General features: G+C 40.0%; 13 protein-coding genes and 1 riboswitch. Of the genes, 6 read left to right on the top strand and 7 right to left on the bottom strand.

Features of this window, described 5'->3' with window-relative positions:
* Positions 1-125 precede the first annotated feature (125 nt).
* The 5 genes from ED557_08395 (at position 126) to ED557_08415 (ending at position 6,886) form a co-directional block, all read left to right on the top strand.
* Positions 126-1,412 carry a phosphopyruvate hydratase gene (locus tag ED557_08395; protein RNC83786.1) on the top strand — a complete coding sequence of 429 codons (1,287 nt, stop codon included), beginning with the start codon at positions 126-128 and terminating at the stop codon, positions 1,410-1,412.
* A gap of 92 nt (positions 1,413-1,504) precedes the next feature.
* Entirely contained in the window at positions 1,505-3,274 is a 1,770-nt protein-coding gene (locus ED557_08400; GenBank protein RNC83787.1) for a hypothetical protein, read from the top strand.
* A 12-nt stretch (positions 3,275-3,286) separates the two neighbouring features.
* Positions 3,287-4,387, top strand: a complete 1,101-nt coding sequence (locus ED557_08405) for an amidohydrolase (GenBank protein ID RNC83788.1) — start codon at positions 3,287-3,289, stop codon at positions 4,385-4,387.
* Between the two features lie 90 nt (positions 4,388-4,477).
* Complete coding sequence (locus ED557_08410; protein ID RNC83789.1) at positions 4,478-6,184, top strand: T9SS C-terminal target domain-containing protein; 1,707 nt, start codon at positions 4,478-4,480, stop codon at positions 6,182-6,184.
* Between the two features lie 132 nt (positions 6,185-6,316).
* Complete coding sequence (locus ED557_08415; GenBank protein RNC83790.1) at positions 6,317-6,886, top strand: DUF2911 domain-containing protein; 570 nt, start codon at positions 6,317-6,319, stop codon at positions 6,884-6,886.
* A 207-nt stretch (positions 6,887-7,093) separates the two neighbouring features.
* Here the strand turns inward: ED557_08415 and ED557_08420 are convergent, their stop codons facing one another.
* The 7 genes from ED557_08420 to ED557_08450 form a co-directional block, all read right to left on the bottom strand.
* Positions 7,094-9,019 (bottom strand): GWxTD domain-containing protein, encoded by a 1,926-nt coding sequence (locus ED557_08420; protein ID RNC83791.1) that lies wholly within the window; start codon positions 9,017-9,019, stop codon positions 7,094-7,096.
* Positions 9,020-9,302: 283 nt separating this feature from the next.
* Positions 9,303-10,859 (bottom strand): RagB/SusD family nutrient uptake outer membrane protein, encoded by a 1,557-nt coding sequence (locus tag ED557_08425; GenBank protein ID RNC83792.1) that lies wholly within the window; start codon positions 10,857-10,859, stop codon positions 9,303-9,305.
* Between the two features lie 25 nt (positions 10,860-10,884).
* The gene (locus tag ED557_08430; GenBank protein RNC83793.1) at positions 10,885-14,148 is read right to left on the bottom strand and encodes a SusC/RagA family TonB-linked outer membrane protein; all 3,264 of its coding nucleotides are present in this window, start codon (positions 14,146-14,148) and stop codon (positions 10,885-10,887) included.
* 143 nt (positions 14,149-14,291) lie between these two features.
* Positions 14,292-15,041 carry a DNA-binding response regulator gene (locus ED557_08435; GenBank protein ID RNC83794.1) on the bottom strand — a complete coding sequence of 250 codons (750 nt, stop codon included), beginning with the start codon at positions 15,039-15,041 and terminating at the stop codon, positions 14,292-14,294.
* Positions 15,013-16,146 carry a hypothetical protein gene (locus ED557_08440; GenBank protein ID RNC83795.1) on the bottom strand — a complete coding sequence of 378 codons (1,134 nt, stop codon included), beginning with the start codon at positions 16,144-16,146 and terminating at the stop codon, positions 15,013-15,015. The genes ED557_08435 and ED557_08440 overlap by 29 nt, the downstream gene beginning before the upstream one ends.
* Positions 16,143-17,222 carry a hypothetical protein gene (locus ED557_08445; GenBank protein ID RNC83796.1) on the bottom strand — a complete coding sequence of 360 codons (1,080 nt, stop codon included), beginning with the start codon at positions 17,220-17,222 and terminating at the stop codon, positions 16,143-16,145. Before ED557_08445 ends, ED557_08440 begins: the two co-directional genes overlap by 4 nt.
* A gap of 316 nt (positions 17,223-17,538) precedes the next feature.
* Positions 17,539-19,938, bottom strand: a complete 2,400-nt coding sequence (locus ED557_08450; GenBank protein RNC83797.1) for a TonB-dependent receptor — start codon at positions 19,936-19,938, stop codon at positions 17,539-17,541.
* 48 nt (positions 19,939-19,986) lie between these two features.
* Positions 19,987-20,086: riboswitch (TPP riboswitch) on the bottom strand.
* A 178-nt stretch (positions 20,087-20,264) separates the two neighbouring features.
* Here ED557_08450 and ED557_08455 point away from each other — a divergent pair.
* Positions 20,265-21,533, top strand: coding sequence for a M28 family peptidase (locus ED557_08455; protein ID RNC83798.1), 1,269 nt, complete (start codon positions 20,265-20,267; stop codon positions 21,531-21,533).
* Positions 21,534-21,540 lie beyond the last annotated feature (7 nt).

Consider the following 21,540-nt stretch of genomic DNA (forward strand, 5'->3'; position numbering starts at 1 on the left):
AGTTGTATATATAGTGTTTTTTTGCTGGAACAAGTTTACAAAAACTTAGTGGCTATTCCCTTTAAGTAGATGTTAAATCGTGGTACCTTATCGCTCATTCACTTACTGACTAAAATGGAGTTTAAATGAGTTTTATAGAAGATATTAACGCCCGCCAGATTATAGATTCGCGCGGGAATCCCACCATTGAAGTAGACGTTATTCTGGATTCGGGAGCGATGGGTAGAGCGGCTGTTCCTTCAGGGGCTTCTACCGGAGAACATGAAGCTGTTGAGCTTAGAGATGGGGATAAAGAAGTTTTTCTGGGTAAAGGTGTTACCAAAGCGGTAGAAAATGTAAACGATACTATTGCAGGCGAACTTGAAGGGCTGCCTGTTTTTAACCAAACAGAATTAGATGCTCTTCTACTAGAAATTGATGGGACCTCAAATAAAGGCAAGCTTGGCGCTAATGCTATTCTTGGTGTTTCACTGGCATGTGCAAAAGCAGCTTCGAGCGAACTTGGTATGCCTCTCTGGAGATATGTTGGAGGAGTAAACGCTAAAGTAATGCCCCTTCCTATGATGAATATTATAAACGGAGGCTCCCACGCTGATAATAGCGTAGATCTACAGGAATTTATGATTATGCCTGCAGGCGCAGAATCTTTTTCTCATGCTCTTCAGATAGGAGCTGAGATTTTCCACACACTTAAAAAAGTGTTAGGAGAAAAAGGATACAGTACAGCAGTTGGAGATGAAGGTGGTTTTGCTCCTAACCTAAAGTCTAATGAAGAAGCACTTGAAGTAATTATGTCTGCTATTGAGAAAGCAGGCTATACTCCAAAAGACGATGTACTCATCGCACTTGACCCTGCCTCTTCTGAGTTTTATAACAAAGAGTCAGGACTTTATGAATTCAAATGGAGTGATGGTTCTAAGAAAGACACCGATGCTATGGTTGAGTTCTGGGCAAATTGGGTTGATAAGTATCCAATTATATCGATTGAAGACGGAATGGCTGAAGATGATTGGGACGCCTGGAAAAAACTAACTGAGGCTGTTGGCAGTAAAGTTCAATTAGTTGGAGATGATTTATTTGTAACCAACACTGAGCGACTTGCCACCGGTATCGAAAGAGGTATTGCCAATTCTATACTTATAAAGGTAAACCAAATTGGTACCCTCACAGAAACCCTCGATGCTATCGAGATGGCTCATAAAAATAGCTATACTTCCGTTATCTCTCACCGCTCTGGTGAAACTGAGGATGTAACTATCGCAGATTTATCGGTAGCAACCAATGCAGGACAAATCAAAACCGGTTCAATGAGCCGTACAGATCGAATTGCAAAGTATAATCAGCTTCTTCGCATTGAAGAAGAATTGGCTGATTCGGCAATCTTTCTGGGGCACGACGCCTTTGGTTTATAGTAAATAGCATTTAAATTTTAACCCCGAATGAAAATTCGGGGTTTTTTATATATCAGTCCCTATACTGCTATCTTATTAAGAAGTAAAACAAACTGAGTTTGAAAAAGGCTTTCATTATCGGTGCATTTCTTTTGGGGACATTTCTTCTGGCTTCTCCGGGATTTAGTCAGGTTTCCTTAGTTCCGGCACATCACCAGGTTTATGATTGGCTACATCTACAACGGGTTAAAGGCAATATCAGCAACTACAGTTATGAAAGCCTTCCGCTAAGCAGAGGGCAGATTCTTACATTCCTGGATGAGTTGAGTGAAAAAGAACCTTCCTTAAATGATACTGACCGAAAGCTTCTGGATTGGTATCAAAGAGAGTTCTCTCCGGAATATATTCCTTTAGATAACCCAAATACTTATCTGCAAGGTTGGCAAAAGGATTTAAAAGGCTCCATAAAAAGTAAATTCGATTTACTGCTTTCTGATGAAGAACCACACCTATATGCTCTAAGAAAAGAGCACTTATATACTGTTTTTGATTATAGCTTCTCGGGAGGGTTAATCGGGGTAGATGATCCTGCTAATTCTGTAGACGAACTTAGTGAGCTCAACAACTTTATCATCAGAGGTTACGGCTCTGTTTACAATACTTTTGGCTGGCATGCTGAGATTTCCAATCCTTTAGTTGGAGAAGCGGGGTTACTTAGATACCACCCTGAATGGGGACAAACTTTTGATGGAAGTAATCCTGAAAAAAGCGCCGCTTTTTTTGCTGAAGCTTTTTTCTCCGTTCAGTACAAACAAATCGGACTTCATATAGGGAATGGAGATTTAAAGTATGGGTTCAGGGGGCACGAAGCTCAAATACTCAGACAGGATGCAGGCAACTTTGACTGGGTTAGACTCAACTTCGATACAAAATATCTGCGGTACACCCTCATTCATGGAGCACTTAGATCAGAAACAAGTGTAATTGATGTGGATGGGTATCCGGGTGTAGTAAGCAGAGTATCTCCGGATAGGTGGTTTGCTCTACGAAGAATTCAACTTACTCCTGCCAAGTGGATATCCATGGCTTTTACTGAGTCATTGATTTATTCTAACCGTACTGTAGAGCTATCTTACATCAATCCTCTTCTTCCTCTTAGGTTTGGTGAATATGAAACACTGGACAAAGATAATCCTCTTTGGTTTTTCGATGGTGCAATTCGGCCTATGAATAATCTTGAGCTCTATGGAACTCTAGGCATTGATGATATACTTTCGTTAGGGGATATTTTTAGGGGAAGCTCAAAGCGAATTGCTAATAGTGGCACGGTTAGTTATCAAACTGGTTTTAATTTAGGGCTTCCTACTTCTACATTAATAAACGCAGAGGTACTACAACTCGACCCTTATTTTTATTCACATTGGCAATTTTTTAATACCTATGATGAACTAGGGTCTCCCCTTGGCGCTTCTATTGGTCCAAATTCACGTCAATTCCATTACTCTATACGACAATGGTTACCCTGGAGAAGTTTTGTTGAAGTTTCTCTTCAATCCGTGAAAAAGGGCTACAACGAAGTGGATGAAAACGGCAGGCTTTTAGTAGATGTAGGAGGAGATATTTTTACAGGGATAACTGGCACTAATGGAGAAGAAGTAGGTCTTTTCGCTGGTGAAGTTCATAAATGGAAAAATTTAAACATCGAATTGGAATTTGAACCCATACGAGGTATCCGTCTATTTGGTAAATATACTCACCGATTTGTGAACAGAGGATCCCAAATTCAGGATTTGAATTTCTTTTATGGCGGTATCGAGTTTAATTTTTATCCGGCTATCCCTAATATCCTTGGCACTATCCCAGGAACAAATTTAATCTTCTAATCCAATACAATTATGAAATACATATTGGTACTCCTCTTACTCGTCATCCCTTTCACAAATACAATGGGTCAGGAAGAAGAACTTAGAATGGGTTTCGAAGAATATGAACCCATATCTACCCTTGTTGTACCAGAGAATCCCACAACATTTGCAAAGTTCCCGTTTATTGATGTCCATAGCCACCTTCGACGAATGGGTACCATGGATTTGAAAAAAACTGCTTTAGAAATGGATAGCCTGAATATGAGAGTACTGGTCAATTTGAGTGGCCGTTCCGGAGACGCTTTAAAGGAAATGGTTGATGCGGCAGAAGCTCAAGCACCAGGGAGGTTCATTGTTTTTGCTAATATCGATTTTAGCGGAATGGATGACCCTGACTGGACCGAACGAACAGTAGCTCAACTAGAAGAAGATGTACGTAATGGAGCCAAGGGATTAAAGATTTTCAAAAATTTGGGACTTACTGTTACCGACTCAAACGGAAATAGAATTAGAACTGATGATCCTAGAATCGACCCGGTTTGGGCATTATGTGGAGAGCTTGGTATTCCCGTATTAATCCATACCGGAGAGCCTGCTGTATTCTGGGCTCCTATTGATGAAAATAATGAGCGCTGGCTTGAGATGAAGCAATTTCCAAGCAGGCACAGAGGCGACACTACCCGATATCCAAGTTGGGAAGTAGTGATGCAGGAACAATGGAATATGTTCAAGAAGCACCCAAATACTACGTTCATTAACGCCCACTTTGGGTGGATGGCAAATGATCTGGAAAGCCTTGGTAAACATCTTGATGAATTCCCAAATGTATATACCGAAATCGCCGCTATTATTGCTGAATTAGGTCGCCAGCCCCGATTTGCCCGTGAGTTCTTTATCAAGTACCAGGATCGTATACTCTTTGGTAAGGATACCTACCGGCCGCAGGAATTCCATACTTATTTCAGGGTATTAGAATCGAATGATGAGTACTTCGATTATTTCAGAAAACGTCACGCTTTCTGGAAAATGTATGGCTTGGGACTTCCGGATGAAGTGCTGGAAAAAGTCTACTATAAAAATGCACTTCGCCTTATTCCTGGTATTGATCCCTCTCTATTTGTTGAAAATTAACCATAGATTTTTGGTATACGGTCTTTCCTTTTAGCTAATTTTATATTTCTTTTTCAGCGGGTCGGTAAATAACCAAACAAAAACAGAATTATGCTGCGTTTTTCACTTTTTTTAGCCGTTATATTAGCATATCAGGCACCCCTTCTGGCTCAGTCTCCACTCTTCATTCCTGATACTCTTTCTGGTACTCAGTTTGAACTAAACCTGGATGAGAACACTTATGAATTCACTAACGGGATTACCGCAAATAACACAATGGGAGTAAACGGACCGATACTTGCTCCTACACTCATTTTTCAAAAGCATGATTCCGTCTTCATTACACTTAATAATGATTTGAATGAAGCTACCACTATGCATTGGCATGGAATGCATGTTTCCCCAGAGAACGACGGAGGCCCTCATTCGATTATCCCGGCTGGAACAACCTGGAGACCCGCTTTTGAAGTATTAGATAACGCTACTACTTTTTGGTATCATCCACATCTTCACGAAACTACAAATGAACATGTAACCAGAGGTATAGCCGGTGCGATTATAGTCCGTGACGAAGAGGAAGCGGCTCTTGAATTACCACGCACTTATGGAGTAGACGATTTCCCATTAATTGTACAAGATCGAAGCTTCATGCCTAATGGAAATATTGCCGTAGTAGGATTTGGTGATGAAGTTATGGTAAATGCTACCTTTGAAGCTTTTTTAGAAGTTCCGGCTCAGGTAGTTCGTTTCCGAATTATTAATGGATCTTCAGAACGTGTATACCTATTCGGGCTAAGTGACAATAGAACATTTTATCAAATAGGTTCGGACGGAGGATTATTGGAATCGCCTGTTGCACTAAATCGATTACAGTTAGCCACAGGAGAACGAGCTGAAATACTCATTAATTTTAGTGCCGATGAAGGCGAGACACTTTCTTTGATGAGTTATGCTTCTGATCTGGCTGTTGATATACCTGGAGGACCGGGAGGAGGCGCTCCAAGTCCCTTAGACGGTGTTGATTTTGAGGTAATGGAATTTAGAATTCAGGAAACTAATGATAACCCTGTCACTACTATCCCAAACGACTTAGTCACTATTACCCGATACGATGAAGCAGACGTAGACAGAACAAGAATCAAGACATTTGAAGGCGGAGGGCCGGGAAATCCTTTCACTATTGGTGATCAAATCTTCGATATGTCAGTGATAAACGATACTGTTTACCTTGATGACACTGAAATTTGGGAGATCACTAACAACACAAATATTGCTCATCCTTTTCATATTCACGATGTACAATTCTTTATCCTGGACAGAGACGGAGTTGAACCTCCGGAAAATGAACGCGGGCTTAAAGATGTGGTTCTGATCCGAGCAGATGAAACGGTAAGGTTTATTACTAAATTTGAAGATTTCTATGACAACGAAATACCTTACATGTACCATTGCCATATTCTTACTCATGAAGATGACGGCATGATGGGACAATTCCTTGTTTTGGAAAACCCAAATATCACCTCCAATGAGACTGAAACGGACATCAATGTTCCTTCTACTACAAAAATAATAGGCTCATACCCGAATCCTTTTAATCCCGTCACTAACATTCGTTATCACATAGAAAAACCAAGTGAAGTTGAGTTGATTGTCTACAATATGAGAGGGCAAATCATTGAAACGCTTTATCAAGGCTCGCAAAACAGAGGAAATTATGTAGTATCCTGGGATGCTTCCGGTTTTGCTAGTGGAGTCTATTTTGTAAGGCTCAATACCGGTTCCACCATGAGTACAATTAGAGTCTTGTTGGTTAAGTAATATTGGGATTACTATTTTAAAAGAGCTCTCATTCTAAAAGATGGAATGGGGGCTTTTTTTTCTTGGTTACCATTAAGCTTAAATCAATGTAGCTTAGGCTATTAGAAATCTAATTCAATTAAATCTAGCATTATGAAATCCTTCTTAAAGATTGGGGCATTAGTTGTATTTGCACTTTTGCTTACCAATGAACTAACTATTGCACAAGAACGTGGTATGGGAAATGGGTTAAGCCCCAATGCCTCAGTCAGCCAAACTATTTTTAACAAAACAGATATTTCTGTCACATATGGCAGACCTGGATTAAAAGGAAGAGACTTGTCTTCCCTGGCACCTGCCGACAAAGTTTGGCGTACAGGTGCAAATGAAGCTACCACTATTACTTTTTCCACTGATGTTAGTTTTGGTGGCGAAGATGTACCAGCTGGAACCTATACTTTGTTTACTATTCCTGGTGAAAACTGGACAGTTATTCTAAGTACGGCATTAACCCGTGGTGATGGAACTGGAAGACCCGCTTGGGGCTCCTATAGCTATGACGAAGCTAACGACCAGGTTCGTGTACAAGCTGCAGTGACTAATACTGAAGCGCCAATGATGGAGCGATTTGCTATCTATTTTGATGCGCTTAGCGACACTAAAACTCATCTGAATCTTCATTGGGGAACAACTCAGGTTGCGGTACCAATCACTGTTGAGTAATATTTTTTGAAATAAAAAAGGCGATCGAATGATCGCCTTTTCCTTTTGTGAAACAAGCGTGATACCGAGGGTAAATACCCAGATATAAAATAGTGGTCATCTATGTTATTATAAAAGGGGTTAGGTATCTGCTCTGATCAAAGATACCTTTGTCCATATATCTCAGAAAAAGAAAGTGACGAGATGCTTTATTATGGTATAGAATTGCTACTTAATTGTAATTGAGGCTCTTCTTTCAATTTTCTTGCCCCTATAAGTAAAATTAAACGTCATGTCGTACTTGCCGTGCTCATATATTTCCGGGTCAAGCTCTACTTTAATCCAGACTTTTGTAGCAAAACCCTCTGAGACAAAACTCACATTTAGCTTGTTCGTTTCGTCATCCTTTCCATACTCAAGACCGAATAACTCTCCTCGCGGAATACCATAGGCTTCGAAATAAACGGTGAGCTCACCTTCATAGTCGAAAACATTATCTAAAGACGGAAAGAATGGAATATTATATCCTGGAGATTCTTCCTGATCCTTTGCTAAAACCAGGTCGCTAATGCTCAGTCCTTTTTTGCCCAGCTCTTCTTCTATGTAGCTTGAACCGGAAATCTGTAGCGGCCTTGAAGTTGATACTATAGACCCTGCCTTGCCAGTTTGGATATCTTTTGTATTAAGAAAAGATGACTGGAACATCTTTGTTTCTGGGGAAACATCAACCAAATAAGATACTACCGGACTATAATTCGCTGAGCTTAATGAAACCTCGTACTCATTACTATCTATCATCTCCCAGTCTTGGTCGTAGGTATAAAAGTAATCTGCTTTAGATATGTCAGAAAGCCCTAAAGTAGTATCGGAAGCAAGAAATAGCTGAACCTTTGAGTAATCCAGCAATTCAACTACCATAAGCTTAAATGGGCTTCCTGATTCATCAAGAAAATCGAAAAAGAAAACTTCCTGGTTGTGAATCTTTGCCTCGGGATAAGCTTCTGACTGAAAATCTGGAGTACTAATTCTTTTTTTTTCGAACCAGTTCCTTTCTTGTGCTTTGTATTTCAGGTTTTGAGTTAACGCAGTACTGTTAAATGCATTCGCACTTCCTGTAAGTGAATTTTGAATAAGATCACTACTCATCCTGTTATACATGGTTAGATAGAAAGGATCAACATTTGCTACCTGTTCCAAAACCGAGTATTGAAGTAATAATGATGCCGCATTTCTGGATAACAAGCTTGAACCTTGTGATACACCTAATGAAGTATTTTGAGTTACTGTTCCTCCACCTCCGAATACCCCAGACTGATTATTCGATTGGTTATTGGTAGACTGAACAAGATTTGCAGTTGGATCAAAATAAAAACCAGGTCGATTTCCTGATTCAGGAATCAAATCTAGAATTCCTGTTTGTAACCCAAATGGACCACCCGTTCCGGGAACACCAAAAATGTACTGAGTACCATCGTAGTACCAAATCTCGAACCGGAAGTACACGTTATTATCAATTGGAATCTGACTTCCGATAGTTGGGTCTGAATAACTGGTTAACGATATGCTCGACGCTCTTACCTGATGGGGCGCGCCCAGTTTCAGAAAAAGAACGCCTCTATCATCCGTACCAAAGCCCGATTTGTTATTTTCTGTATAAGTCCGTTTAGCGATGAATACCCTATTCCAATGTTCGATAAGGCGCTCATTATGAAGCGTTGAAAGAACCGGATTGGATAACTCCCATAACTGCTTAATTTCTGTAATGAGCCTTTCATCCTTTTTTCGAAGCAGTTTGGACCAACGCTTATTCTCTTTTGCTGTTATTATGGGTTTTAATCGATTTAATTCCTCCCTGGCTAACTTCCTATCTCTCAAAAACAAATCGCTGGAAAGGACTGAGAAGTAAGTATAATCGGCAAGGTAATATAGGCTATCCACCTCTAACCCTGCTATTAATTCTACAAGTTTTAAACCTTTGTATAGATCAAACTCTCTGTCATCCTGAATTATTGGTTTAATCTCGTAAAGTAGGCGATCTAATTCTTCGTTTTCTTTTTTGTACTTATCACTACTCTCTTGCGCATGAGTAACAAAACCAAGTATCAAGCCGAAGCAGATAGGAAATACAAACTTGATATAGGTATGAATATTCATTGCATTACTACATAAAGCGTAGAAGTAACGTGAATTCGGGGTAAGAAATGAGATTTAAATGCCAAAAAAGTCATTCTGAGGCTACCGCCGAAAAATCCAAGCGGGTTAAAGCCGATAAGATCCTTCGCAGGTATGCTCAGGATGACCAAAAAATCTACTCAAGTGTTCCATTGAATCTTTCTTATCTCTAATTCACATTAGATATATCATTTTTTAAAAACAAAAGGAAGGCGTTTGCCTTCCTTTTGTATATCTGCATTATTTGCTAAGAATGCACCTTTACTTAGTCATTCCCTGTTTCAGGAGTACCATCACCTGGAATAGCATTGAAGTCGGTTTCAGCATCGGGAACATCCCAATACTCAACAAAATCGAAATAGATTGTTGAGCTGTCTTCCAATACAAGTGTTTGTGTTGCCGGATCTAACCGGTACACCCACACTCCGGATACCCCTCCGCCATCTGCTCTTGATTTAAGCTCTCCGAATCTTCGGGCATCGTAAAATGCTGTGCCTCTCATAAAGAGAGCTGCCCTTCGCTCGTCCCTTAAATCTTGTTCGGTAGCAGCGGTTAAGTCAGGTAATGCTGCTTGTTGCAATGGCATATTTCTAACCGTGTTGATGTGCGTAGCCGCATCTGCTGCGTTGCCAAGCCCAAGTTCAGCTTCTGCCAGCATAAGAATATTTTCCTCAGCTGAGATAAAGTACATGGGGGAGTCTCCAGGGTTTGTTCCTGCATAAGGAAGCAACGAATACCACGGAGTATTCACATTAGGCTGGGTTACGCGATTCTGGAAAGTGGCAAATCCGTTACCAGTAAATCGCGCGCCTCTCGCATCCCCGTTTTTATTCATCACCTGAACCAACCGAGCTGAAGGAGCAGACCATAAATTGGCCATTCTCCATGGATAGGTAACGGTATTTACAAATGTTGCGTTGTCCGTATCAATCAGGAACGCGCCATCATTACTCGTTAATCCGTCTTCAGCTAATGCCTTCACTTCATTGAAGTCTGCAGTTGTTAACTCATCCCGGAATTTGCTTAACAATATATTACGGGCTTTGAGTGAGTTAATATTCTGCTCCATCGAAGCTGATGTAAGCGTAGTAGGGAAAATAGTAGGAACAACATCAGTTGCGATTACATCAAAACTCGAAATATATTGCAATGCCAAATCGAACTGTCGCTGAGACTCCACGAGGATTTCCTCTTTGCTTACATAATCGTTGTTGGTACTACTCAATGTACCATTAACAATTAAACCCTGACTGTGAAGCAGACCAACTCGTGAGTATGCATATCCTTTCCAGAAATGTGCCCATGCTCGATAGGCATTTTCTTTTTGTGTAGCTACTGCCTCGGTACCTAAGAAGGAGACTCCGTCATCAAGAGCGTTTAACATAATATTGGCTTCGTTTTGTACCTGATAAGCCCAGGCCCATTCTTGTTCAAAACCACCAGCACTGTTGTTTCTATCGTTGATGAATTCCAGCCATTCTCTCTGGGTTCTTCCGGTAGTAGATTGATCAACAGGGCTCCATTCGGTGCCATCGTTATAAACGATCAATTCCACACTACCATGATATCGGTTAAAGTTGAAGTTAACCCAGGGAGCTACAGAGTTATCTCCCATATGCTCATGGTATTGCCAGAATACCCATTCCAACCAACCGTCACCGGCATCGTACATTCCTATCGCCTGTCTTTTTATACCTTCCTCAGAAAGTACAATATCAGGAGTAGGTTCATTTGGGTTGTTCACATCCAGCGCATTATCGCAGGCAAATGTTGCGAGAAGCACTATTAAAATTCCGGAACTTATTTTCTTTGCTAATTTCATTGTTATCCTATTAATCGGTTGATAATTAGAGGCCTAAAGAAACATTGAACGAGAATGTTCTATAGTTTGGATAGGTAAATAAGTCCACACCTCTGAAGCGACTATCTTCATTAGCTTGAGATACTTCAGGATCGAATCCTTCATAACCTGTAAGGGTCAACAAGTTTCGGCCTGTTACGCCCAGCCTTAGATTTTTAATCCCATGCTGTGCAACCATACTTGTTAAGTCGTAGCTAACAGAAACTTCTCTAAGTTTTACAAACGAACCATCTTCGATAAAGTAAGAGGTAAGTCCGTTTCGCTTCGAAGCGTGGTAGTTTCTCCATGCTTGTGGCTCACTACCATCAACTCTGGCTATCTGAGTTAAAGGATCACCATTTAGGTCAAAGATTGGCTGACCTACTACTTCGTCTCCATCGATAAGTACACGGTCTTCGAATTCTTCGTGAGTACCTGCATTAAACATCCACCACTTTGTACCATTTAGGATATCAAAGCCTTGTACCCAATCTACCTGAAATACAACTTCGAGATTTCTTCTAATTGTGAAGTCGTTTCTAAAGCTCAATGAGAAATCAGGAGTAGGATCTCCGATTACTTCTCGTTCACTTCTCATTTGAATTCGCTTAGAGAATCGATTTACAACCGCTCCGTCTACGATTACGAAATTACCTTCATCAGCCTCTGCGATATAACGTGCGTTTGTAGTAGGATCGATTTCGTCTAATGATTCAAGCGGGTGGAAGCCAAAGAACACACCATATCGCTCGCCTTCTCTAAAGATAAAATCAAAGTTGTTCGATACGGATAGGATCAAGTCTTCACCGTTTGAAATATTAGCTACTGTCGATTCACTGGTTCCAAAATTCAAATTTGCTAACCAGTTAAAATTCTGGCTGTTGTATACCAATGAATTTAAACTTAAATCAAATCCTGTAGCTTCAAGGTCAATGGTATTATCCAGTACAGCCTGGCTTCCTGTTGATGGAGCTACTGCCAATGACTGAATTACACCACTGTTTTCGCGATTCCAATAGGTCGCTGAAATCCCAATAGCCTGGAACCAGGTATCCCCTAGATCGAAGGATAAATCAGCACCGAATTCCAATTCCGCAGATTCTTCTTCTACAATAGCAGGATTACTTGAGGTACCCGGGGTGTTAAAGGTTCCACTTACCCCAATGTTACCCTGATTTAATGTGATGAATCGATCAAAGGCTCCTGGCTGAGTACCTGCCTCGCCATAAGCTACTCTTAATTTGAATTCAGGTACGAATGGGGACATGTTGTCCCAGAAGTCAAATCCGGATAAGCGGAGGTAAGCATCCCCTCTAGGGAAATACCTCAACTCGGCAGCTTCACCAAAGGCAGAAGATTTATCTGCTCTAAATCCACCAGAGAATCCTGCGTAATCATCGATATCGAATCGCTGATTTAAAAGGTATCCATAAGTGATAAATGTAGATTGGAATTCATCCGAAATGTCGGTTGCTCCCGCTCTAATGGTAGTTAAAGGAAGACCTGCTGGTAATCCATCTGATTGAGCGGTTGTACTTGTGAAATCATTTCTCCTCCAGTCAAACTTCATAAGAGTGGTACTTTGAACTGGAATACCTAATGAGAAGTCTCTATCCAAATCAGACTTTAAAAGAACATCCACAATTGAATTATAGAAATAGTTAGTACGTCCAATTCTTTGGCTAAATCCATCCGGGTTTAGAATCACTACCTCATTATCACCTGTAGTTGGGTCTTCAAATAAGGTTACGTTATCCTGGATTCGGTTAAACTCATTGTAATAACCGTCCAAACCGAATTTGTAATCTATTTCCAGGAATCTGGTTGGATTATATTTCAGATTTAGATTTCCTAAAAAGCGTTTTGATCCGGTATTGAGCTCCTGAATCTGCTTAAAGAATAGACCATTCGTACTTACGCTTCCTGAGGTAAACTTAGTGGCGAAGAAGCCGTTTTCGTCTTGCCATAATGGATCGATGAATGGAGCTGTTCCCAATAAGTTGTTCAATCCTGATTCGATGTTATCACCACTTTCACTAACTCCTGAGCGATCCGAGTTTACCAAGTTTGTTCGAAGTGACATGGTAAGATCATCTCTTAGCCGCGTAGTAGTATTCAAGCGGAAAGACATTCTCTCGAAATTAATGTCCTGCTCAATACCTTCCTGTCCAAGAAATGAACCGGATACCAAATATGTGGTTACTTCATTCCCACCTGAAATTGAGATCTGATGGTTTTGGGAAATTCCTGTTTGATAGAACTCACCCAGATAATCATCATAAATGGTTAATGGAACAATGTTCCCGGTTCCGTCATCATAACCCGTGTATGGTTGATCGGTTGTTGAATTAGCTTCGGTTGCCGGCACCGTCCAGATACCCGTATTCTCGTTAAACGCTAGCCCAATAATATTACCGTTTGCATCGGTTGGATACGCGTGGAAGTTTGTTGCTTTTGAAACAGTTCTACTCTCATCCAGTTGATCGAAAGACCAGGTAGTAGATGCATCAATCCTTGTTTGTCCGTTGGTTCCTGACTTGGTAAAAATCTGAATAACACCGTTGGCACCTTGGGCTCCATAGAGCGTAGCCGCAGCAGCACCTTTAACAACCTCGATTCGTTCCACGTTGCTAAAATCGATGTCAGATAATCTACTATATTGATCACTACCTGATCCCGCAGCTGTAGAACTGGCATCTATTTCAACCCCGTCTATAAGAATCATCGGTCTAGAGGTTCCCATGGTATTGATCCCTCTTAAGATGATTGCTGATGGTGCACCAGGTGCTCCATTAGGAGTTATAGTACTTCCTGCAATCTTACCTGATAAAGATGAACTTAATGTATAAGCAGGTACTTTTTGAATACTCTGCTCATCAACAGATGATACATCCATTGCGAGCTTTTTCTTACTTACTGCCGATCCAGTACCTGTAACAATTACCTCATCAAAACCAACGATATCATCTTCTAGCGTTATATCAAGAAGATTCAATCCGGATGAAATATCTACGGTTTGTTCATTCTCTTTAAAACCTAAAAACCTGGTTATTATCGTGTATGTACCTACTGGTACATTGTTTAATGAATATTGTCCTTCGCTATTTGATGTTGTGCCTCGATCGAGCTCAACAATATAAATACTAGCACCTGCAAGGGGTTCCTGATCACTATCTTCTACTACTCCTGATATAGATCCGGTTTGTGCAAATGCTGTACCGCTTAGCACTGAAATGGCCAAAATTGCTAATAAATGTAGCTTTTTCGTCATAATTTCCTCTACTATTATTGAATAATTAGCGCCGGTTTATAGCGCACTGATTCAAATATTAGAGGTGCTCAAAAGCACTTAAAAAGAAATGTGACAAGCGGATATATGAAGGGACGAGCCGCTGTCTGGCGGGTTCATAATTACTAAATATTTTGGATAAGCTCTTTATAATTACGACTCATCTTAAGTTCGCCTCCATTTTTCATTACTACTTTATAGTCTCCATATGACCACTCTTCGATATGATCTACATAATCAAGGTTTACTATAGTCGAACGGTGTATCTGAAAGAATTTAGTCCTGTTTAACCGCTTAAGAATTCCACTCAATGTAGTGCGATGTAAATGCTTCTTCTTTTCCGTTACTATATGTACATAATTTCCAGAAGCTTCTACCCATAAAATATCTTTCGACTGAACGATATAAATACTTCCTCCACTTTTAAGTACAAACCTACTCGGTTCTGATTCCCCTTGTGCTCTTTCTAATAAAAATTTCTCCAGCCTTTCCGTTACTATGTCTTCTGAACTACTCTTGATCCGCTCCCTTACTTTATCTAGCGCCAATGAAAGCCTTTCTTTGTCGAAAGGCTTATGAATATAATCCAGTGCATTTACCTCAAATGCTTTGACCGCATATTCGCTAAATGCTGTGACGAAAATTACCATAGGCATTGATGAACCGCTTAGATTTGTAAGTACATCAAAGCCATTCAGCTCCGGCATCTCAATATCCAGAAAAATTAAATCGGGCTTTATACTTTCGATTGCTTCTATAGCCTCAATTCCATTTCTACATACTTCGGTTACCTGTAAACCTTGCTCCTGGCTGAGCATGTATTTTAACCTGTTCCGGGCATGTTCTTCATCGTCTATGATTATTGTTCTTATCATCCTTCGTTAGCTTATTCCTGGGGATTTTAATAAGTGAGATACATCCTCCTTCTTCAGGAAATGTAATTTTCAGATCGCCTGACTCACCGTAATAAATAGTGAGGCGTTCTTTTATATTCTTTAGCCCTACTCCCCATTTTTCGCTTTTAAGCTCGCTCATTCGCGATTGTTCAATCCCATCATCTTTAACCTCGATATACAGGTTTGCATCGTCTAGATAAGTAGATATTCGAATCGTACACTTCTTTATTGATTTCCCAACTCCGTGCTTTATTGAGTTTTCAACTAATGGCTGTATCAAATAACATGGGATCTTCGATGACTTTGTCGCATCATCAATGCTGAGCTTAATTGAAAGGCGTTCGGGAAACCTTGATTTCTCGATATCCAGGTATTTCTCCAGAAAATCTATTTCTGCTTCGATGGTACATGAATTAGGTCTGTTTTGGTCGAAGGTACTTTTGATCAAATCCTCCAGCCGATCAAGTGTGCTAATTGCTTTTTCCGGATTTGAGTGAATCAGGAAATCAACCATATTAAGTGTATTGAACAGAAAATGAGGCTTCAATTGTGCCTTTAGGGCTGATAAGGTTGCATTATTCAGTTGAGCCTCTAGCTCATTGTTTCGCTCAGTAGTTTCTGCCAACTCTTTATAATAATCCTGCAATCCGGAAAGAGTGGCAATTCCCCAGTAAAGAAGAAATGCCATTGAGCCCGAAACAATGAATTGTCTTCTTAAAACACTTACCACCATTTCCAGGCCTTCTGAGAAAAAGTTATACCCATCTATTGCTGAACGTAAAAACTGAACTAAAAAAGTAAAAACTGCCACATAGACTATGCTGAGTATAAAATGAATAGCAATATTCTTTAAGCTTTTGAACAGTGAAAATCTCGATGAGATGATGACCAGAATTGGGAAAAAAAGTACTGGGATAAGGATGTATAACATGGTATACATAACCACCCTTTGGAGAGAGGAATTTTGAAAGTAGTCGATGAAGTACAGATTTACCCCAAAAACTAGTAAAAGAAAAATTCCAGCTAAAAGGATCAGCCCATTCTTCACTTCTTTTATATAGGTAAGATTTTTTAACAGAATCATTCTCGTTTCTCCCGTTTTGAGCTTATTGCCAGCACCAACGCCTGATCTTCTATATATGAATAGAATTCACTATCCCGGTTTAACTGGGTAAGGTTAGCTTCGATCACTTTTGTAAGTGGTTCCTTTTCCAAAAATTCGAGTAAACCCTCTGTAGTAGATATGGGTTCTACCCTTAGGGCAATGGTTAATCTCTTCTTATCTATTTTATTGGCCTGATATCCCAGAGTATCAAAACCGTTTAAATACGCGGTATACTTCCCAAAAATAAGCTCCTCGATAAGTGGGATAAGTAGAATAATCGGCGGCACTTTCTCATCTATCTCAAGTTTGCTCACATTGGTTTTTATATTAAGAGTAACCTCTTTCCGCAGCTTTAGTATCTCTGAATAAAGTTCGAAAAGCTTCGTTTCCTCCATCAATGGATTGTACCCCCTCTCCATATTATCAACCAGTTTTCGCAACAAACCAGCCATTGAAATGACCATTTGCGAAGCTAGTTCACTGTTTTCCTTGGTCTTTTCTTTTATATATAAAAGGTTTGGATAGATAATCTCTGGGTTTAGCTTGAGCTCTAATTCACTCATCTTTGCTCGTTGCAATTCAAGCTTTAACTCAGATTCCTTCACCATTTCTTTTCCGTGTAGCCTGGCTTTTATAACTCCTCCTGCAATTCCAATCATAGTTATATAACACAGGTATCTCATCTCAAGAAAAGCCATAAAATCTCTCTCTACCCTGATATAATTAAACTCCGTACCGAAGAAAACGGAGTTTACAAAAACCTGCCAAATGGCATGTATCACAAATATGGAAGCAGAGAAAAGTACATGCAGCAAAAAGGATCGGATGGTTAAGGAAGAAAAGAATTCGGGCCTTCTTCTACTTATCCAAAGAATGATTAACAGCGATATGCCTAGTGGCAAGAATGCTAATCCTTCAACAAGAAATACACCAAAATATCCAAATTCAACGTTGTCGAAACTGGCAACCACAAGACTGGTAAGTACCGCATTATAAATGGTAAACACCGTGGCAGCTACCGCTACAATTATGTAATCTTTTCGACTTGTTAACATATTAAAAAAAGGAAATATGCTGCTTTACTATTCGTTAAACGCACTGTTTGTGACGAATAGCTATTTATTGATGACAGAAGACCAAGCTATATTAACGGGCTACTGATCACATTCATGCCTATCCTTAAGTTTTTTTTGAATTTCTTCGATAAAGGCACTTTTTAGGCCTTCAATATCTACAATGGGACGAGTGGTGAACTGAAAAGACGCGTTAATTTTTGTTAGAAAATGTTTCGGGATACATAGGTTTGTAAATGATTTCTGATAAATCACACGCAAACAAAAAAGGCGGTTTAAAAACCGCCTTTTTTGTTTCTCAGAATTCCCACTTTATTTGAAACAGAAAATTCCTTTCTGCTTGTGGGTAGAAATAATTAAAACGTTGTTCTCCACCAGCAAAAAAGCCAAATGTGTACCCATTGGTTTCATACTCGGTGTCGAGGATATTATTTATTAGCAACGTTCCAGTGATAGATTCAACAAACTCAAACCTATCTACTGTATAACTAAGTCTAAGATCATTTGCAAAGTAGGGATCGATAGATCGGTCGGTATCTTCTGTATTATCTAAATATTGACGGGAAACGTATTTAGATGATAGTTCTGCTACAAATCCCGAATTGGAAAAACTCAGAACTGAATTTGAAATCACATTCGGTGAGAAAGAAATGTCTGTATTGGTGAAAATTCTTTCAACCTGTCCTCCATTGTCATAATCGTCAATGAACTCAGATATTTTATCGATTTTATTTTGACTGAAGGTAGCATTTACGGCCCATTGAAGATTGTCATTAATTTGAACTGCTCCTTCAAGCTCAACCCCTACTCTGTAACTTTGATCAACATTGTCTCTGGTATAAGCCCCTACATCGTTTACCTGTCCTGTAAGTACCAATTGATTTTGATAAAACATACCATAAGTACTCAATCCAATAACTACTCTATCCAGTTCTTTGGTGTATCCTACTTCTAAGTTATATAATGTCTCATGCTCAGGGCGGCTCTCCGGGGTTGAGTCTACATATTCATTTCTAGTAGGTTCTTTATTTGCTACTCCAAAAGAGATAAATGCCCGGTCACCTTTATAATTCCTATAGACTATACCGGCTTTAGGATTGAAGAAAGTAAGCTTGTCACTTTGATCAATTGCTAGCTGCCCGGTTCCATCATTCCCAAAGAAATCATAATTAATCGTTCGAACCTGAGCATCGAGATATGCATTAAAGTTCGTACCAAGTAGGTAATTGAGTTTAGCGTACAAGTTCATATCTAATTTATCGGCATCATTATCGTAGTAACGATCTTCTGTTTCGCTATCTCCTGCAAAGCGCGCCCAAATTACTTCTCCAAAATGAGCCCCATCATATTGATGGATTCCTCCACCAACGGTTAAATCCCAATCGGTAGTTCTATACTTTGATGAAAACACACCCCCATAGAAATCATTATCCAGCCATCTTCGGCGAACTAAATCAGATGTAGTTGGACCTGGGCCGGTGACAGTTATTCCATAATCATCTAGATCTTCATCGGCTTTGTATTCTTCAAAATAACCCTGTCCTTTGGTGTAGTGTAGGGAAGCATTTGCAACCCAGTCGCTGGTTAATTCATACGAATAGTGCAGCTGATAATAGTCCTGACGATAATTATCTACCTGATTTTCATATGGATCACCATCTTTCTCTGTACCTGCTTCGTTAAATGTACGGTTACCACTTTCAAGTACGCTTTGTTCCACTCCATACCATGCCTGATAAGTGATCTCTTTTCCTGAAAATACATCCGCTCTCAGGATACTTCTTTCTCCACGCTTTGAACCAGATAAATAAAAAGAATTCAGGTCTGCACTAGCGCGATCGATATATCCATCCGAAAGTATTTTCGATAACCTTCCCTCGAACATCCAACCATTTTCCATTAGGCCTGAACCAAGCTGAATATTTGCTTTACGAGTATTGAATGAACCCAAACCAGTATTCACTTCTGCAAAGGCGTCCGTTCGGGAGGTGTTGGTTTGAAGGTTTATAGATCCTCCAAAAGCTGCCGCTCCATTCGTTGAAGTACCAACCCCGCGTTGTATTTGAATGTTTTCGATAGAAGAAGCTATGTCAGGCAAATCAACCCAGAAAACCCCATGCGATTCGGCATCGTTAACCGGAATTCCATTAATCGTAACGTTGATTCGAGCGGGATCCACTCCTCGAATTCTGATACCAGTATAGCCAATTCCCGCTCCTGCGTCAGATGTAGTTACTACTGAGGGTGCAAAGTTTAAAAGAAAGGGGACATCCTGACCGAGGTTACGTTCTTCAAGTTCTTCTTTGCTTATATTAGTAAATGTAAATGGTGTACTTTCATCCACCCGGGTGGCCTGAACTATTAACCCAGAAAAAGGAGACGCAACTCCATACTCCAGGTAAACTTCTATCGAAGTCCCATTTTCTCCCAATTCAACAGTTTGTGTTTTGAAACCTAGAAATGAGATTTGAATTGTCTTCGGGCCAGAACCAGTTAGTTCTAATTCAAAATACCCCTCTTCATTTGTTGAGGTACCATTTTGAGTATTTACCTGAAGAATATTAGCCCCAACTAAGGGTTCTTTATCTTCTGCATCATATACATAGCCTGTAATAGTTTGAGCTGATGTAATAGTGCCGATGAGTAGTAAAAAAATAGCCGTAAAAAGCGGCCTAGAAATGAATGTTTTTGAAAACATCAATTCCTCCAATTAAGTGTTTAGGTTAATGGAGGAGGTAAACAAAGTAGCGAAAAGCACTGGTTTCCCTCCGCCGGTATTATCCGGATCAGGTTGTAGGGTATAATCTCAGCCGCTCCTGGTTTGAAGGGCACCCCTAACCGTAATTTTAAACTACGTTTTTATCCAATAAAAAAATAGCGTCTGAAGAAGAAGCTATGGTATGTTGACTTTGCGACATAAGGATGAACCTTTTTAATGAAGTATTATTTAGATAAGTTTCTTCAATAAATCTTCATAAAGTGAAACTACTTTCTCGCTCAATTTTAAACCACACAAATCAATCCATGAAGTTTCTTACTTGCGTTCTGGCCCTAATTTTCACTTTTCTTGCTTGCAATAACACTCAGAATCAGGATAAGCAGACTCTTTCGGTTAATATTACTCCTGAGGATATTGAGTCTCACATTACTTTTTTGGCTTCAGATGAATTGGAAGGTAGGGAAGCGGGTACAGCCAGTGAAGCTACCGCCGCTAACTATATTGCAGATCACTTCAGAGATTTTGGCCTTGAGCCAGCCGGTGACGATCGTACTTTTTTCCAGGAATTCACCATAAACACTGCATTGCTTCGAAATCCACATTCAACTGATACTACAGGCGAAAAGCGACTTTCAAAAAATGTAGCCGGGCTTCTAAGAGGAAATGGGCAAAGTGATGAAGTTATCATCATTGGAGCACATTACGATCATCTTGGTTATGGAGAGTTTGGCTCGTTATACAGAGGTGATGTTCAGCGTATTCATAACGGCGCCGATGATAATGCCTCCGGAACTACCGGGCTTCTTGAACTGGCTCAATATTTCTCTGAGCATCGTCCACAAAAGGATATTCTTTTCCTTGCTTTCTCCGGTGAAGAAATGGGTTTATTGGGCTCTGCGCATTATGTTGAAGAACCTACTATAGACCTTGAAAATGCAATAGCCATGATCAATATGGATATGATTGGCCGGATGACTGATAAAAAACTTATCGTTTTTGGGGTAGGAACAGCAGAGAAATGGGAAGCCATCCTGGATTCTGCTAATACCGGTGATTTGGCTTTAAACAAAGTAACCGATGGTACCGGAGCGAGCGATCATACCAGCTTTTACTATAAGAATATTCCAGTACTGCACTATTTTACGGATACCCATTCTGATTACCACAAACCTTCAGACGATACTGAGTACGTCAATTTCAATGGAACCGCATTAGCTCTCCATCATCTGGTCAGGGTAATAGTTCAGCTTGATGAGCTGGATAAAACTGAACTCGAATTCATTGAAGCGCCTGGAGAACAAAGAAGAAGTATGAGACTAGAAGGCCCAACTTTAGGGGTACTACCCGATTATGGATATGATGGTAGGGGAATGAAAATTTCGGGAACCAACCCAGGTGGACCAGCAGCTAATGCGGGTTTGCTGGATGGGGATATTATTATAGGTTTGGCCGGGGATGAACTCAAAGATATATACGGCTACATGGAAAGCTTAAATAAGCTAGAGAAAGGACAATTAACCACGATTACCATTCTTAGAGATGGCGAAGAAATGACGATGGATCTTCAATTATAATGCAAGC

Source organism: Balneola sp., assembly GCA_003712055.1.
Taxonomy (GTDB): Bacteria; Bacteroidota; Rhodothermia; order Balneolales; family Balneolaceae; genus RHLJ01.